The organism is Streptomyces sp. NPDC049915 (assembly GCF_040656475.1).
In the GTDB taxonomy this organism is placed as follows: domain Bacteria; phylum Actinomycetota; class Actinomycetes; order Streptomycetales; family Streptomycetaceae; genus Streptomyces.
On the sequence record NZ_JBFAMH010000026.1, the window covers coordinates 38,802 to 54,294 of the forward strand.

Sequence of the window (15,493 nt, forward strand, 5' to 3'; positions counted from 1 at the left end):
AACTGCTTCGCAGATTTCGCTCCTGCCTGCCGGACTGATGAACGGGGCTCCCAAGCCGTTGGGTGACCCTCCACGCGAACACCGGACCGAGGCCTCGGCGTACCGGACGGCGGAGTCTCGTCCCGTCAATCGCTGCTCGTCACTGTGACCCCGCGGCCACCAGCGTCGCGGTGATGGGTTCGAGCTCGGTGACCAACTCGTCGAGCTCGGCGGGAGACAGGGCGTCGTACGGCGGGGCGGCGAGCTCGTCGGTAAGGGCTTCGATGCGTTGCCTAGTCTCGCGGCCGGCGTCGGTGAACCGGCCGTCGGTGTCGACGAGCCCGCGCTCGCGCAAGCCGTCCATGACCGCGGCCAGCCGCTTCTCCGGCAGGTGATGGATGCGCCCGAACGACTCCGGCGGGTGGATGCCCTGCGCCAGCGCGGACAGCACGTGGGCCTCCGTGCCGCCGATGCGCGCGCCGACGAGAGCGGCGACGTGCCCGTCACCGCGGTGCTCGCGCAGCATGGTCGCGGAATGCCACAGCCGGGCGACCGGGTCGCTCGGCACCGGAAGGGTGCGCATCCCGGCGTACATCACCCGGCCTTCTGTGGGCGCGTTCGTCGCGGCTTTGGTGGTCAGGTCGGCGGCGCGCACCAGGCCCGGGGAGTCGGCCAGTTCGTCGCCGAGGATCCGCCGCAGGGAGGCCGCGCTGCCCCGCTCCCGCGCGGCGACGGACGCCTCGGGCGGGATCGTCTCCCACGCGCTCGGAATGTGCCGCGCGGCCTCCCCGTCGGCGAAGCTGTAGAAGGCCGCGTGCACGACCTGCGCAGGCACCCGCCCCAGCGGCGCGGCGCGGCTGGCGAAGTAGCCGTCCCAGTAGGTGCGGTGGCCGAGTGCGGCCAGCTCCTCGTTGCACTCGTCGGCGAAGTAGGTGACCAGGCAGATCGGCTCCAGGAGCTCGAACATGCGGCGGGCGGTATGGGTCATGGCTTACATCATGCCTGCGGTCACGCCCCGTGGAGCAGTCTCGGCCGCAAGGCCAGGTCCCCGGTCACCGGTCAGGGCGACCGATGAACCGGGCAGCCGGCCCGCCTGCGCAGGATCGGTGCCCCGTCCAGTCCGGTAGGACGGAGACCGCGCTCGGCGCCCCGACCGCGCTCCTTCTCGCCACCTGGCCCGTGGCGCGGAGCGCACGGGTCCGACGCGGCGCGCCCGCCAACTGGGCGAGCGGGGCGGGCGGAGCGGCATGGTGCGAGTGCCCCAAGGGGGCTGCGGCCGGAGACTGGCGGCCCGGAGCCAGGCAGGAGAGAGAGCATGGACGACCGCAGCCGCCCAGGCGCCCGGGGCTCCGTGAGCACCGGAGCGGACCGGGGAGCCGGCGATCGGGCCGCCGTTCTGGGCACCTCGCTCGCCGGCGTGCTCGCGTTCGCGCTTTCCTCCGGCTCGTGGCAGTGGTTCTCCACCTACCTCGGCGTCACGCTGCTCGCACTGATCCTCTCCTTCGCCCGCCCGCCGGCCCCCGCGCCCGGCGCGACGTTCGCGTACGTGCGGAGCCTGCTGGCCTATGCGCTGGTCGTCGGCCTGTGCACGGCCCTCGCGGTGGCCCCCGCCATGCAGCGCTGGGCCTGGTTCTTCCCGATGCCGGGCACCCGCACCAAATGCGCCCACCTCGGCAGCTACGCGGCGCTCCAGGCGCAGGCCGCCGTGAGCGATCTGAGCAGCCACGACAGGGCCGCGCTGGCGTACGCCCAGAACGACCAGGGCGAGCACGCCGTCAACGACTGCCTGGCGTCCACGACGACGCTCTGGCTGCCCGTGTACGCGTTGGCGGCCGCCCTCCTGGCGGCGCTCGGCGTCTGGCTTCTGGGCAGGACCGGCGCGCTGCGGCGAGCGGCAGGCGGCCGCCGGTGAGCCGGGGCTGACCGTTCGTTCACGGTCGGGGCCGGGCCTGTGCGTCACGGGCAGGTTCAGGGGCCCTCGCGCACTGCGCAGTATCAGTCGTCGCCCATCGTGTCCGGCCCGCGGTTCGTCCGTGCTGTCCCGGGGGCCGGCCCCTGCGCCCGGGTGGGTCCTTTCGCCCGGGACGCCGCGGTCTTCGCCGGACGGGTTCGCACCTCATCAGCCGTCTCGATCCACTGCGGCAGCGGCCGGTACCGCCGCCGTGTCGCCGGCGTCGCGTGCTCCGGCCGCCTGCGCCGTCCTCACGGGCGCTGCCGGAGTGGTGCCCGGCACGGTGCTTCGGCGCCGGCCCACAAGAGCGACGGCCAGCAGCACCAGGCCGCTCACTCCGCCCAGCACGAGGAACGGCAGGCGGTCGGTCACCGCGTACAGGGCGACGCCGATGACGGGGCCGAGGACGTTGCCGAGGTCCGAGACCAGGCCGAACAGCCCGAAGGCCTTGCCGTCGTTCGCCGTGGCGGCCTTCAGTTCCACGATCCCGCGCCGGGCGGTGAGGAAGAGCGTCGCGTAACCGAACATGTAGACCATGAAGCTTCCGCCGACGGCCATGACTTGGGCGCTGGCGGCCATGGCGAGCAGGCCGACGGCCGTGAGGGCCAGTCCGGTCGCCGCGAGCGTCCGCAGGGGCAGGGTGTGACGGCCCAGCAGCCACATCGTCAGACCCGAGACGGCCAGTCCGGCGACGAAGACCGCCGAGATCGCCGTGCGGGCCGACGTGTGCCCTCCCGAGCTCAGGTAGACCGGCAGGAGAGGTTCGAGTGCCGAGTACACGAGGAAGGTGAACATGTCGAGCCCGCCCAGCAGAAGGGCCCACACCCACCATCGGACCGGCGCCGGGCCGGCCGCGGGGGTGTCCGGCCCGGGGGCCGAATCCTCTTCCTCCCTGGGCTCTGCGGGCTCCTGCCCGGGAATGGCCAGCACAAGTCCGACAGCCGTCGCGGCGGTGATCGCGGCGCCCGCCAGGAACAGGCCCGTCAAGCCGACCGGCACGGCCACTCCGGCGATCAGCGGCCCGAGGAGAAACCCGGCCACCGCGGCCGACCCGAAGTTGCCCATCATCCGGCTCGTGGGGATACCGTGCTGCCGGCACAGCGCCGTCATGCCGGCGTAGAGCGCCGGGGACACCAGTCCCTCGCCGATCCCCCAGCACACCCGCGCGGACAGCAGGGTGAAACTGTCCCGGGCCAGCGCCGTGAGCGCGATGCCGACCGCGGCGATGAGCATGGACAGCATCGCGACGCGGTCGGCGCGCCACTTGTCGACCCACCATCCGCCGAGCGGCTGGGTGAGCGCCTTGGCCCCCGCGAACAGCGCGAAGGTCAGGGCGACGACGACCGGCCCGGCCCCGGCCCGGTGCTCCAGGTCCGGCACGAACGGGATCATCACCGTGTAGGACGCGTTGACGCTGATGACGGCTGCCAGAAGCAGCGCGATGCGGCCTCGGCCCGCTCCCATGTCACTCTCCCCTGATGTAGGCGGACAGCACCTGGTGCATGTGGGCCAGCGCCGGTTCGAGGTCGGCACGGTGCTCGGGGGCGTACACCAGTGCCCACAGGTCGGTACCGGTCAGGGCGTGCCGCTCCTTGAACCGGTAGTTGTCGCGTCCCCACTCCAGGCGCCGCATGCCCTGCCGGTACGCCCACTCGGTGCTGCGGTACATCAGGGACACGTAGGTGCTCAGGTCGGGAAGCGTGGCGTAGTCGACGCCGCCGCACATGAAGGTCACTTCCGTCCCGCGCCGGAAGGCGAAGAAGGCCCCGACGAGCCGGTCGTCCACCTCGGCGGCGACGAGCATCGCGCCGGGCACCCGCAGCATGCCGTGCAGCGCGTCCTCGTCGAACAGCGCCGGCCAGTCGTTCTTGTCACTGGTGTCGACGGTCAGCGGGTACGCGGCGGCCACCAGCGCGTGCGCCTGCGCCCCCTCGACCATCCGGATCCGCAGGCCGCGCTCGTCGGCCCGGCGCAGCCGCCTCTGCACATCCCGCCTGATCTTGTTGGTGACGCGGTACATGTGTTCGTCGAAGTCGCCGGACAGGTCGCAGCTGTAGGTGCGTTCGAGCAGGATGCGGCCGACCGGGGGGCCGGCCACCGTCAGCCAGTCGGCCACGCCCTCTTCGGTGAGGTTGGGCACCACGAGCGTCTCGGCCGCTCCCGACGCGATCCATTCCATCGCGGTGTCGTACGCGCCCCTGACGAGCGCGGCGGGCACGTGCCCGCGCTTGCCGTACATGGAGTACGGGGAGCCGGCGAAGATCACGGGGTTGCCGAACCGGCCCACCAGGCCGACCTGCCGCTCGTATCCGTCCCAGAACGGCGACTCGTGCACGGCGTAGAGCGGGAGAACCGAAGCCCCGTCGGGGCCCTCGGGGTCGGTGTGCACATACGCGTGCCGGGAGCGTTTCTCGATGCCGATGCCCTCCCAGGCGCGCAGCCAGTCCGCGGAGTCGTAGAGGCAGCTGGCGGCCACCCGCTCCGGCACCTCGTCGGACAGCCGCCAGCCGTCCGCGGTTACCACGCACTGGCCGGTTTGTGTGGTGTCCACCCCGCACACCTCCTGTTCGGGCCATCAGGTCGGGACGGGGACAGGGTAGGGACGGCCTCTCTCGCGGTGGTCTCACGCCGATCTCGTCCCCCGCGCCTCCGGTCCGCGACCACCGAGGGCACCGACGCGCATCCCAGCGCTCACCGGGGGGGGAGTGACCGGCCGGAGTTCGCGGTGAGAACGCGACAAGAGCGGCGGGCCCTAGCGTCCACGGCGGGGCCGGCGGCCACAGCGCCGCGAACGGCTCCTGCGACATGGCGAGGCACACGGTGTGGTGCGCGCACATTCGGGATTCATGCATTCCGGCGATACGGAGCAGGTGAGCCCTGTTCCGCTCACAAGGGGGAGAGACATGAAGGCGCAGCTGGCGATGTTCGGCAGCAAGCCCGTGGTTCGTCCGGAACATCGGCGGCTGGAGTGGCCGGTGGTGACGCAGGCGGACAAGGACGCCGTGCTGCGGGCCCTGGACAGCCGCAAGTTCACGGTCGGCGCGAAGAACGAGCAGGAGATCAGCGGGCTCGAGAGCGAATGGGCCGAGTTCTGCGACACCCGGTACGCGGTGGCCGTCAACAGCGGCACGGTGGCTCTGGAGCTGGCGCTGACCGCCCTCGGCCTCCAGCCCGGGGACGAGGTGATCGTCCCGGCGCTCAGCTATGTGGCGACCGCGATGGCGCCCCTGTACCAGCTGGCGATCCCGGTGTTCGTGGACATCGACCCGGTCACGTTCAACATCGACGTGACGCAGATCGAGGCCAAGATCACCTCCCGCACTCGGGCGATCGTCCCGGTCCATCTCGGCGGTCTGCCCGCCGACATGGACGAGATCCGGGCGCTGGCCCGCAAGTACGACCTGCTGGTGGTCGAGGACGCCGTGCAGGCGCAGGGCGGCAAGTACCGCGGTGAGACCGCCGGCTCCATGGGCGCCGCCTCGGTCTTCAGCCTCAACGTGGAGAAGTCCGTCCCGACCTGCGGCGAGGGCGGCCTGATCGTCACGGACGACGAGAGCGTCGCCGAGCGCTGCCGGAGCCTGCGCATCCTCGGTGAGGACCTCAGCACGGAGGAACGGCTGTACGTGTCCGCCACCCGCGGATCGAACCTCAAGCTCAGCTCCGTGCTGGCCGCCTTCACCCGGTCGCAGCTGGCGAGGTTCTGGGAGTACCAGGAGCGCCGCGACAAGAACATCCCCCTCTTCCTGGACCGGCTCGCGGCGCTGCCGGGCATCGTCGTCCCGACCGTCCCGGACGACCGTACCCACATGTGGCACATGCTGCGCTTCCGCTTCGACCCGCAGGCGGCGGGCCTGGACGGGGTCACCCCGGGGCGGTTCCGCCAGGCGCTGCGCCGGGCGCTGCTCGCGGAGGGTGTGCCGCTGACGCACTACCAGATCATCCCGCTGCCCGGCCAGCCGGTGTTCCAGGAGCAGAACGCCTACGGCAACGGCTTTCCGTGGTCGCTGCCGGGGGCCAATCCGCAGCGTTACGACCTGGCCGACTACCCGGTGACCTGCCAGGTCATCGAGGACTCCCTCTGCCTGCGGCGCATGCACCTCAACCCCGACGCCGGCCCCGCGCTGGAGGAGTACGCGGCCGCCTTCGAGCGGGTCTGGGAGAATCTCGACGTCATCGCACGCTTCGCTCGCTCGCTCGACTACGAGCCGCCGTGGGCCGCCGTCAAGGGGTACAGCCAGAAGGCCGGTGTGCCGGCGTGAGCGTTCAGATCGCCGAGGCGGTCACGGGCGAGGCCGCGCACTGGGACGACCTGCGGTACCGGGCGACGGCGGTCCGCGAGCACGTGCTCAGGATCGGGGCCGGTGCGATCGGCACGCACGTGGGCGGCTCCCTGTCGGCGACCGACATCCTCGTGGCGCTGTATTTCGCGGTTCTGCGGCTGCGGCCTGAGGAGCCGGACTGGGCGGGGCGCGACCACTTCGTGCTCAGCAAGGGCCATGCGAGCGCCGCGCTCTACGCGACACTCGCCGAGCGGGGGTTCATCGCCCCCTCGGAGCTGGACACCTACGGCTCCCCCAGCGGGCGGCTGATGGCGCACCCCACGCCCGCGGTGCCGGGCGTGGAGTTCGCGACCGGCTCCCTCGGCCACGGTCTGTCGCTGGCCACCGGACTGGCTCTGGCCGCCCGCCGCGCCGCACGCCCCAACCGGGTCTTCTGCCTGATGGGCGACGGCGAGCTGCAGGAGGGGTCGGTCTGGGAGGCTGCCATGGCGGCCTCCCACCTGCAGCTGGACAACCTCACCGCCGTGGTGGACCGCAACCGTCTGCAGATCAGTGGTCCGACCGAGGGCCGGATGGGGTTGGAGCCGCTCGTCGACAAGTGGCGGGCCTTCGGCTGGCAGGTGGCGGAGGTGAACGGCCACGACTTCTCCGAACTCGTTCCGGCGCTGCGGTCCGCCCCGGTCCCGGGGCGCCCGACCGTACTGATCGCCGAGACGGTCAAGGGACGCGGTGTGCGCCATCTGGAGCACCGCAAGCAGAGCCACTTCGCCAAGCTCGGTGAGGCCGCGTACGAGCGAGCCCTCGCCGCTCTGCGGGGCGCGTCATGAGCGGCACGCCGGCCGCGGTGAGCACGGCGCGGCAGGCCGCCGGCCAACGGCAGGACGGCTCCGACCGGGCCGCCTACCGCGCCACCCTGCTCGAACTGGCGCAGGCGGACCGGCGGATCTGGTGCCTCGACTCCGACATGGGCGGCCTGGAGAAGCAGTTCGAGGCCGTACTGCCGGAACAGTACGTGGACCTCGGTATCGCCGAGGCCAATCTGATGTCCGTCGGGGCCGCTCTGGCCAGCACCGGCCTGCTGCCCTTCGTCAACACCATGGCCGCCTTCGCCTCCGCGCGGGCCCTGGAACAAGTCAAGATCGACATCGCCTACCACCGGCTGCCGGTCCGTATCGTCGCCACGCATTCCGGCCTGTCCGCAGGCCACCTGGGGCCGACCCACCACGCCCAGCAGGACCTCGCCGTGATGCGGTCGCTGCCTCATATGACGGTGATGACGCCCGCGGACGCCGACGAGACGGTACGGATGGTCAACGCTGCGGCGTATCTGCCGGGCCCGGTGTACATCCGGCTCGGCCGCGGCCCGACCGCGCCCGTCCGCCACGGCGAGAGCGGCTTCACCGTCGGCAAGGCCGTGGAGCTGCGCCCCGGAGGGGACGTGACGATCATCGCGGCCGGCTCCTACCCCGTCCTCTTCGCGCTGGAGGCGGCCGACCAGCTCGCCGGGCAGGGCATCGAGGCGGCCGTGCTGAACATGCACACCATCAAGCCGCTCGACGTCGCGGCGGTGGTGCGGGCCGCCGACAGCACCGCCGGCATCGTGACCGTCGAGGACCACTCGGTGCTCGGCGGGCTGGGCGGCGCAGTCGCCGAGGCCGTCGCCGAACACCGCCCGGCCCGGGTGGCGCGGGTCGGGGTGAGCGACGCCTTCGCTTCCCGGCCGGGCGATCACCGCACCCAACTCGGCGCCGCCGGCGTGAGCCCGCGTCACGTCGTCGACGCCGCCCGGGCCGTCCTGAGCGGCCGGCCCCGCACGACAACCGTTCCTCACCACAGTCACACCACGAAGGAGAGCGCGTCATGACCACCGCCACGACGAACATCTGCCCCGAGTGCACCGAGACGGTACCGACGGCGCCGGACATGCGCGTGACGTCGATCGTCGTGTGCCCGGCCTGCCAGGTCGAGCTCGAGATCATCTGCCTCGACCCGGTCGAGTTCGCGCTCGCCCCGGAGATCGAGGAAGACTTCGGGGAGTAACGGGTGACCACGAGCGTGTCGCAGGACGGCCTCCTGGCCGTCCTGACCACCCGCGTCCGTCTGGAGGAGCGGCTGATCTTCGCCGCCCTCGAACGACGCGGCGTCCCGTACGTGTCGGTCGACGACCGTACGCTGATCAGCGACCTCCACGCACCGCCCCCGGTGCGCTACGGGGGCGTGCTGAACCGGATCATGTCGCACACCCGCAGCGTCTACGCGGCCCGTCTGTTCGAGTCGACGGGCCATCAGGTCCTCAACCCCAGCAGCGTCATCGAGGTCTGCGGCGACAAGATCCTCACGTCGCTGGCCCTGGTGCGCGCCGGGTTGCCGACCCCGCGGACCGTCGTCGCGGTGACCCCCGACGCGGCGCTTGAGGCCATCGAGGAGATCGGGTACCCGGCGGTGGTCAAGCCCGCCGTCGGGTCGTGGGGCCGGCTGCTGTCGAAGGTCAACGACCGGGACGCGGCGGAGACGCTCGTCGAGCACAAGCAGGCGCTGCGGTCGCCGGGGCACTCGGTGTTCTACGTCCAGGAACTCATCGACAAGCCCGGCCGCGACATACGGGCCATCGTGCTCGGCGACCAGGTCGTCGCGGCCGTCTACCGCAGATCGGACCACTGGATCACCAACACGGCGCGCGGCGCCAGCACGGAGCCCTGCGAGGTCACGCCGGATCTGGCCAAGCTCGCGCTGCGGGCGGCGGAGGCGGTCGGCGGCGGCATGCTCGCGGTCGACCTGATCGAACGCTCCGACGGCGAAGTACTGGTCACCGAGGTCAACCACACCATGGAGTTCCACGGACTCGCCTCGGCCACCGGGCTGGACATCGCCGGTCTCCTCGTCGACCACGTCCTGGAAACGGTGGGCCCGTGAGAGCCTCAGTGATCGGCGCCGGCGGCTACATCGGCGGTGAACTCCTGCGGCTGCTGCTTCAGCATCCGCACGTGGAGCTGACCCAGGCCACCTCGACACGCCACCGCGGACGTCCCCTCAGTGCCGCGCATCCCAATCTGCGCGGCCAGAGCGACCTGTCCTTCGTGGCCGAGGAGGACCTGTCGGAATCCGACGTGGTCTTCCTGGCGGTGCCGCACGGCGCGTCGGCGAAGAGCATCGACACCTGGTCCGCGCTCGCACCGATGGTGGTGGACCTGAGCGCCGACTTCCGGCTCCACGACCCCGTCCGGCGGGAACGCTTCTACTCCGGCCCCGCGCCGCAGGAGTCCTGGCTGACGCGTTTCCAGCCGGGCATCCCCGAACTGCACCGCGAACGGCTGCGCGGGGCGAGCCACATCGCGGTGCCCGGATGCATGGCCAACGCCGCCATCCTCGCCCTGCATCCGCTCGCCGCGGCCGGGCTGGTCGCGGGCACGGCGCTGGTGGACGCCCGTACCGGCTCCAGCGGCGGTGGCAGGACCCCCGACGAGGGCAGCCACCATCCCGAGCGCAGCGGCGCCCTGCGCATGGCCAAACCGCACGGTCACCGGCACACCGCGGAGATCGAACAGGCCTGCAACGTACCCGTGCACATGACGGTGACCGGCATCGAGGCCGTGCGCGGCATCCAGGTGGCCTGCCACATCACCCCGTCGCGGACCGTCACCGAGCGCGAGCTGTGGGCGCTCTACCGCGCCGCCTACCAGGACGAACCCTTCGTACGACTGGTCAGGGAGCGGTCCGCCCTGCGCCGGATACCGGATCCGAAGATCCTCAGCGGCACCAACTACTGCGACATCGGCCTGTCGCTCAACGCGGAGGGAGATCACCTCATCGTCGTGGCGGCCATCGACAACCTGGTGAAGGGAGGTGCCGGCAATGCCGTCCAGTGCTTCAACATCGCCGCGGGCCACGACGAGTCCGCGGGACTGCGGTTCGCCGGGCTCCACCCGGCCTGAGCGTTTCGTGATCAAGGTGGGCGGTTCGCTCGGCGCGGAGATGGCCCGCGCGTGCGCCGACATCGTCCGTCTCGCCCAGCAGGGCGCCGACGTCGTCGTCGTACACGGCGGCGGGGCCGAGGCCGACCGGCTCGCCGCCGAACTCGGCCGGCCCGTCCGCACCATGACCGCGCCCAACGGCCGGCACAGCCGCTACACCGACGCTCCCGCGCTGGACGCGCTCGTCATGGCGATGCTCGGCCGCGTCAAACCGAAGCTGGTCGCGGAGCTGACCGGGGCGGGACTGCGCGCCGTCGGCCTGTCGGGGATCGACGGATCCCTGGTCACCGCCCGCAGGACCCCGCCGGCCAGGGCCGTGGTCGACGGGGTCGAGCGGGTCGTCCGGGACGACTTCTCCGGGCGGATCCACGAGGTCGATCCGGCGCTGCTGCTGACGCTCCTGGACGGCGGTTTCGTCCCCGTGGTGTCGCCTCCGGCCCGGGATCCGGCCGACGGCATGCTCAACGTCGACGCCGACCGGTTCGCCGCACGGCTCTCGGTGGCCCTGGCGGCCGACTGGCTGATCATCCTGTCCAACGTGCCCGGGCTGCTGCGCGACCCCGCGGATCCCGCCAGCCTGGTGGCCGAGGTGCCCGGCGAGGAGCTGGGCCCCTACCTGGACGGCGCGGGCGGGCGCATGAAGGTGAAACTCCGCAGCGCGGGTGAGGCCTTCCAGGCCGGGGTCCCGCATGTCGTCCTCGCCGACGGCCGCCTGGACTCCCCGGTGCTCGCCGCGCGGGCCGGGGCCGGCACGACGTTCGTCCGCGGGTCCCGTTGACCTGCTCCCCGCCGTGCAGGGAGCCCGCAGGCCTGCGCTGCGCCCTGCACGCCGGGAAGTCCTCTCCCCTCGCGGGACCCCACTCTCCACGCAAGGAGTTTCGATGAGTACACGTGCCGAGTCATTGCTGCGCCGCATGGTCGACATCCCCTCGCCGTCGGGCGAGGAGGCCGAACTGGCCGCTTTCCTGGCCCGCGAGCTGAAGGACTGGGGCTTCGAGACGCACCTCGACGAGGTCGGCAACGTCATCGCCGGGCGCGGCCCGGACTCCGGCCCCACCATCATGCTGATCGGCCACATGGACACCGTGCCGAGCCAGGTGGAGGTGCGACGGGAGGGCACCCTGCTGTACGGGCGTGGCACGGTGGACGCCAAGGGACCGCTGGCCACCATGATCTGCGCCGCCGCGGCCGCCGACGTCGGCCCCGTGCGCCTCGTGGTGGCGGGGGTGGTCGAGGAGGAGACCTTCGGACGGGGTGCGACGCACCTCCTCGAGGGGCACCGGCCCGACGTCGCCTTCGTCGGGGAACCCAACGGGTGGTCCGGCGTCGGCATCGGCTACAAGGGACGGGTCGTGGTGCGGTACGACGTGCGCCGTCCCGCCGTGCACACGGCCAGCCCGGAGGAGAAGGCCACCGAGGCGGCCGCCGCCTTCTGGAACAAGGTGGTCGCCTACTGCGAGGCGCGCGCGGAGGGGACCCGCGCCTTCGACCGGCCCGTCCCGACGCTGACGGAGATGGGCGGCACGATCGAGGAGGCGAGCATGACCGTCGCCTGCCGCACTCCCCCGGGGTTCGACCTGGCGGAGTTCGAACGGTTCCTGGCCGACGCCGCCGGCGACGCCGTGCTGAAGATCGACGACCGGACCCCGGCGGTGCGCGTCGACACCCGGGGCGCCGCGGTGCGCGCCCTGTGCTCCGCGATACGCGCTCAGGGCGCGCGTCCCACGCTGAAGCTCAAGACGGGCACGGCGGACCTCAACATCGTCGAGCCGCACTGGAACGTGCCGATGGCCGTCTACGGCCCGGGCGACTCCGCGCTCGACCACACCGACCGGGAGCACATCGATCTCACCGAGTACGCGAAGGCCGTCGAGGTGCTCCGGCACGCGCTGGAGACGCTCGCCGGGGAGCTCGTACAGCCTGAGGAGGCGGCAGCGGCCGGTGTCCGGTGACGCCGGCGATCGCTCAGGACACACCCCGCAGGACGAGCCCCGGATACGCGACGGTCTCGGGCTGGAGGACCGGGTCGCCGGCGATGATCCGCTGGTGCAGGTCCTGCAGACGCGCGCAGGGGTCGAGGCCGACGTGGCTGATCAGTGCGGCCCGGCCCGCGTGGTAGACCGCGAGGGCGTCGGCCCGGCGGTCGGACAGGTACAGCGCCGCCATCAGGTGCCAGCGGAACTGTTCGCGCAACGGGTGCTCGTCCACCAGGAGGCTCAGTTCACCGACCAGTTCCCGGTGGTGGCCGAGGGCGAGTTCCACGTCGAAGCACTCCTCGAGCAAGGTGAGCCGGCGCTCCGCCCAGTACGCCGCGACCGGCTCGAGGACCCGGCTCGCCAGCCCGGCCAGCGGCTCCCCCCGGAACAGGGCCAGCGCGGCGCGGTAGTCGCCGACGGCGCCCACCGGATCACCGGCCCGTGCCCGGGCCCGGCCGCGCTCCCTGAGCTGTTCGAAGAGCTGGGTGTCCACGCATCCGTCGGGCAGGCGCAGCCGGTAGCCGCCGCGGACGGTCTCGATGAGGTCGGCTCGCGAGCCGGCCTGGACCAATGCCTTGCGTACCCGCCACACACAGGTCTGTATCTGTTTGTCCGCGGTGACCGGCGGCGTGTCGCCCCACACCGCGTCGACCAGCCTGCCGAGCGGCACCGCCTTGTTGACCTCCGTCACCAGCACGGCCAGGACGGTGAGTTGACGACTTTCCGGGAGGACGGCCTCCCGTTTCCCGAGACAGACCCGCAACGGCCCCAGGACTCGGAAGAAGATCTTGCGGGCGCTGTCGGACGACGATTCGACGATCATGGGAATCCTCGGTTCGGTGAGGGTGCCGAGTGCGCGGTGTCAGTTCTTGTCCTCGTCACCCTCGGTTTTGAAGATCGAGAGGTACCTCAGGGGTGTTTCGGCGATGAAGTGCGTGTGTGCGGAGCCCGCCGCGGCGGCGAAGACGTCGCCGGTGGTCATGGTGCGGCCCTGGTTGGTGCACGTGCCCTCGATGACATAGAGGAACTCGGCGTGCCGGTGCGTGTGCGGTTCCGTCCGGTAGCCGGGCTCGGCCTCGACGATGGCCACGTGGTAGCCGTCCGCGCGGGCGGCGATCCTGGCCCGCGCCTTGCCCTGGCTGCCCCAGGGGATCCACGGGAGCTGGTGGTCGCCGTCGGTGCGGGCGATGTCCCAGCCGTCGAGTGAGGGTTCCATGACTTCTCCTGGCACGAGGTGGCGCGGGTGCCCGCGGGGGTTCGGGCACCCGCGCCGGTCGGGGGGTGGGTGGTCAGGCGGTGGCTGCCGGGGTGCGGTCCACGTCGGAGGCCGCTGCCTCGGACTCGGTGTCCGGGACGTCGGCGGTGGCCTGCGGCCGGCGCGGGATGCCGAGGGCGCACAGCGCGCCGGCGAGTACGACGCCGACGCCCACCCACACGGCCGGGTGCATGCCGTCGACGAAGTCCGTGGGCGACGCGGTGCTGCCGTGGCCGGCGAAGACGGTGCTCAGTACGGCGATGCCGAGCGCGCCGCCCACCTCGCGGACGGTGGTGTTGGCACCGGACGCCTTGCCCGCGTGCTCCTGGCTGACCGAGCCGAGCACCACGGCCGCGGTGGGCGCGAAGACGAAGCCCATGCCGATACCGGCGACCACCATGGGGGCGACCAGGGTCGCGTAGGACGTGTCGGTGTCGGCGATCACGTTGATCCAGGCCAGGCCGGCGCCCTGCAGGAAGAGGCCGAGGGCCATCAGGCGTCCGCCGCCGACCTTGTTGGTCAGCACACCCGCGACGGGGGCGACGAACATCGGCATCAGGGTCCAGGCGAGCGTGCGCACGCCCGCCTCGAAGGGGGTGCGCGGCGGGGCGATCTGCAGGTACTGGGCGAGCAGGAAGAGCGAGCCGAAGACGCCGAAGTACATGCTGGCGGAGACGAGGTTGGTGAGGGTGAAGGCGCGCACCCGGTAGAAGGAGAGCGGCAGCATCGGCTGCGGGGCGCGGCGCTCCCAGAGCAGGAAGAGGACGAGCAGTACGGCCCCGGCGGTGAAGGCCGCGAGCACGGTGCCGGAGGTCCAGCCGTCGGTGGAGGCGTGCACGATGGCCCAGACGACGGCGAACAGGGCAGCCGAGGCGAGCACCATGCCCAGCAGGTCCAGTCCCCCGCCTTCCAGGCGGCTCTCCCGCAGGACGAAGCGGATCAGCGGGACGGCGACGATGCCGACCGGCACGTTGACCCAGAAGATCCACTGCCAGTCCAGTCCGTCCACCACGGCGCCGCCGACCACGGGGCCCATGGCCACGGCCAGGCCGCTGATGCCGGACCACAGGCCGAGTGCCAGGCCGCGCTTGCGGGCCGGCACGGCCTGGGAGAGCAGGGTGAGGGAGAGCGGCATCACGGCCGCGGCTCCGATGCCCTGGACGGCCCGGGCGGCGATCAGCTCACCGCTGGTGGTGGCGAGGCCGCAGAAGACGGAGGCGACGGTGAAGAGGGTGATGCCGAGGACGAAGACCCGGCGGCGGCCGAAGCGGTCACCGAGCGCGGCGGCGGTGAGCAGCAGGCAGGCGAAGCTGAGCACGTACGCGTTGACGAACCACTGCAGGTCCTGGGTGGAGGCGTCGAGCTCTGTGGACAGGGTGTGCAGCGCGGTCGAGACGACCAGGTTGTCCAGCGCGACCATGAACATCGGGACGCTGGAGGCCACGATCGACAGCCACAGCGGCGCCGACCGGGTATCGGGCTTGGGCATGGGGGTCTCCTCGGCGGTTCGTCGGGGAAGGGCGGACGGAACGGATCGGTCGGTGGTGACGGTGTTCAGGAACGGGCCTCGGCGGCCTGCTGCTCGGCGATGCGGCGCTTGGCGTCCGCCCAGGTGATCGGCAGCTGACCGACGGGGACTTCCCAGAAGGTGAAGACCGACTGGCGCATGGTGGAGCGCAGGCCCTTCACGATCGTGTGGTGCGGTTCGGCCTTGGCGTAGGCGTAGAGCTGCTCACGGCTCTCCCAGGCCGACAGGGTCCAGAAGGTGCGGCGCAGCGGGTCGGCGATCAGCGAGGCGCCGAGCGCGCCCTGTGCGCCGCGCACCTGCTTCCAGGCCGCGAGCGACTGGAGGAAGAACCGCGGCACGTCCTTGAGTGAGCGCACCTCCAGGCGCGAGGCCATCACCAGCGCGGTGGTGACGCCGGGCCGCGGCTCGTTCGGGGTGGTCCAGGGGAGTGTGGGCATGTCGGTGCTTCTTCCTGAGAGGGCCGCCTACCTGCGGAAGCCGCCCGCGGGCATAATGGATAGTGCCACTATGGATACTGACACTATCCACCATAGACAGTGAAGCTACCAGATGA

The 15,493-nt window shown here is 71.8% G+C and carries 16 protein-coding genes; 9 read left to right on the plus strand and 7 right to left on the minus strand.

The features are described from left to right. Positions 1 to 139: 139 nt before the first annotated feature. The gene (locus AB0J12_RS32000; protein ID WP_363268080.1) at positions 140 to 967 is read right to left on the minus strand and encodes a MarR family transcriptional regulator; all 828 of its coding nucleotides are present in this window, start codon (positions 965 to 967) and stop codon (positions 140 to 142) included. A 327-nt stretch (positions 968 to 1,294) separates the two neighbouring features. On the opposite strand from AB0J12_RS32000, the gene AB0J12_RS32005 reads away from it, so the two are divergent. Further along, positions 1,295 to 1,891, plus strand: a complete 597-nt coding sequence (locus AB0J12_RS32005) for a hypothetical protein (RefSeq protein ID WP_363268081.1) — start codon at positions 1,295 to 1,297, stop codon at positions 1,889 to 1,891. 207 nt (positions 1,892 to 2,098) lie between these two features. Here AB0J12_RS32005 and AB0J12_RS32010 read toward each other — a convergent pair whose 3' ends face one another. Both AB0J12_RS32010 and AB0J12_RS32015 read right to left on the minus strand, forming a co-directional pair. Beyond that, a complete protein-coding gene (locus tag AB0J12_RS32010) occupies positions 2,099 to 3,394 on the minus strand; it encodes an MFS transporter (RefSeq protein ID WP_363268082.1) in 1,296 nt (431 codons plus the stop codon). Position 3,395: 1 nt separating this feature from the next. Continuing rightward, a complete protein-coding gene (locus AB0J12_RS32015; RefSeq protein ID WP_363268084.1) occupies positions 3,396 to 4,481 on the minus strand; it encodes a GNAT family N-acetyltransferase in 1,086 nt (361 codons plus the stop codon). A gap of 352 nt (positions 4,482 to 4,833) precedes the next feature. Here AB0J12_RS32015 and AB0J12_RS32020 point away from each other — a divergent pair, with 352 nt between their 5' ends. The 8 genes from AB0J12_RS32020 to AB0J12_RS32055 all read left to right on the plus strand — a co-directional run bounded on the left by AB0J12_RS32020 (position 4,834) and on the right by AB0J12_RS32055 (position 12,133). After that, positions 4,834 to 6,189: a DegT/DnrJ/EryC1/StrS family aminotransferase gene (locus AB0J12_RS32020; RefSeq protein WP_363268086.1), complete on the plus strand. Its 1,356-nt coding sequence runs from the start codon at positions 4,834 to 4,836 to the stop codon at positions 6,187 to 6,189. Continuing rightward, positions 6,186 to 7,037: a transketolase gene (locus AB0J12_RS32025; RefSeq protein WP_363268087.1), complete on the plus strand. Its 852-nt coding sequence runs from the start codon at positions 6,186 to 6,188 to the stop codon at positions 7,035 to 7,037. Before AB0J12_RS32020 ends, AB0J12_RS32025 begins: the two co-directional genes overlap by 4 nt. Further along, positions 7,034 to 8,074, plus strand: coding sequence for a transketolase C-terminal domain-containing protein (locus AB0J12_RS32030; protein ID WP_363268088.1), 1,041 nt, complete (start codon positions 7,034 to 7,036; stop codon positions 8,072 to 8,074). The genes AB0J12_RS32025 and AB0J12_RS32030 overlap by 4 nt, the downstream gene beginning before the upstream one ends. Then, positions 8,071 to 8,250 carry a lysine biosynthesis protein LysW gene (locus tag AB0J12_RS32035; RefSeq protein WP_363268089.1) on the plus strand — a complete coding sequence of 60 codons (180 nt, stop codon included), beginning with the start codon at positions 8,071 to 8,073 and terminating at the stop codon, positions 8,248 to 8,250. Before AB0J12_RS32030 ends, AB0J12_RS32035 begins: the two co-directional genes overlap by 4 nt. A gap of 3 nt (positions 8,251 to 8,253) precedes the next feature. Next, a complete protein-coding gene (gene lysX / locus AB0J12_RS32040; RefSeq protein WP_363268090.1) occupies positions 8,254 to 9,123 on the plus strand; it encodes a lysine biosynthesis protein LysX in 870 nt (289 codons plus the stop codon). Continuing rightward, positions 9,120 to 10,142 (plus strand): N-acetyl-gamma-glutamyl-phosphate reductase, encoded by a 1,023-nt coding sequence (gene argC / locus AB0J12_RS32045; protein WP_363268091.1) that lies wholly within the window; start codon positions 9,120 to 9,122, stop codon positions 10,140 to 10,142. The genes lysX and argC overlap by 4 nt, the downstream gene beginning before the upstream one ends. A 7-nt stretch (positions 10,143 to 10,149) precedes the next feature. Then, positions 10,150 to 10,959 (plus strand): [LysW]-aminoadipate kinase, encoded by an 810-nt coding sequence (locus AB0J12_RS32050; RefSeq protein WP_363268093.1) that lies wholly within the window; start codon positions 10,150 to 10,152, stop codon positions 10,957 to 10,959. Between the two features lie 103 nt (positions 10,960 to 11,062). Next, on the plus strand, positions 11,063 to 12,133 hold the full coding sequence (locus tag AB0J12_RS32055; protein ID WP_363268094.1) for a [LysW]-lysine hydrolase: 1,071 nt from the start codon (positions 11,063 to 11,065) through the stop codon (positions 12,131 to 12,133). Between the two features lie 13 nt (positions 12,134 to 12,146). Here AB0J12_RS32055 and AB0J12_RS32060 read toward each other — a convergent pair whose 3' ends face one another. The 4 genes from AB0J12_RS32060 to AB0J12_RS32075 all read right to left on the minus strand — a co-directional run bounded on the left by AB0J12_RS32060 (position 12,147) and on the right by AB0J12_RS32075 (position 15,377). Then, a complete protein-coding gene (locus AB0J12_RS32060; RefSeq protein ID WP_363268095.1) occupies positions 12,147 to 12,980 on the minus strand; it encodes an AfsR/SARP family transcriptional regulator in 834 nt (277 codons plus the stop codon). Between the two features lie 39 nt (positions 12,981 to 13,019). Then, positions 13,020 to 13,373, minus strand: coding sequence for a cupin domain-containing protein (locus AB0J12_RS32065; RefSeq protein WP_363268096.1), 354 nt, complete (start codon positions 13,371 to 13,373; stop codon positions 13,020 to 13,022). Between the two features lie 73 nt (positions 13,374 to 13,446). Continuing rightward, the gene (locus tag AB0J12_RS32070; RefSeq protein WP_363268097.1) at positions 13,447 to 14,901 is read right to left on the minus strand and encodes an MFS transporter; all 1,455 of its coding nucleotides are present in this window, start codon (positions 14,899 to 14,901) and stop codon (positions 13,447 to 13,449) included. A 65-nt stretch (positions 14,902 to 14,966) separates the two neighbouring features. Further along, a complete protein-coding gene (locus AB0J12_RS32075; protein WP_363268098.1) occupies positions 14,967 to 15,377 on the minus strand; it encodes a DUF3291 domain-containing protein in 411 nt (136 codons plus the stop codon). Between the last annotated feature and the right edge of the window lie 116 nt (positions 15,378 to 15,493).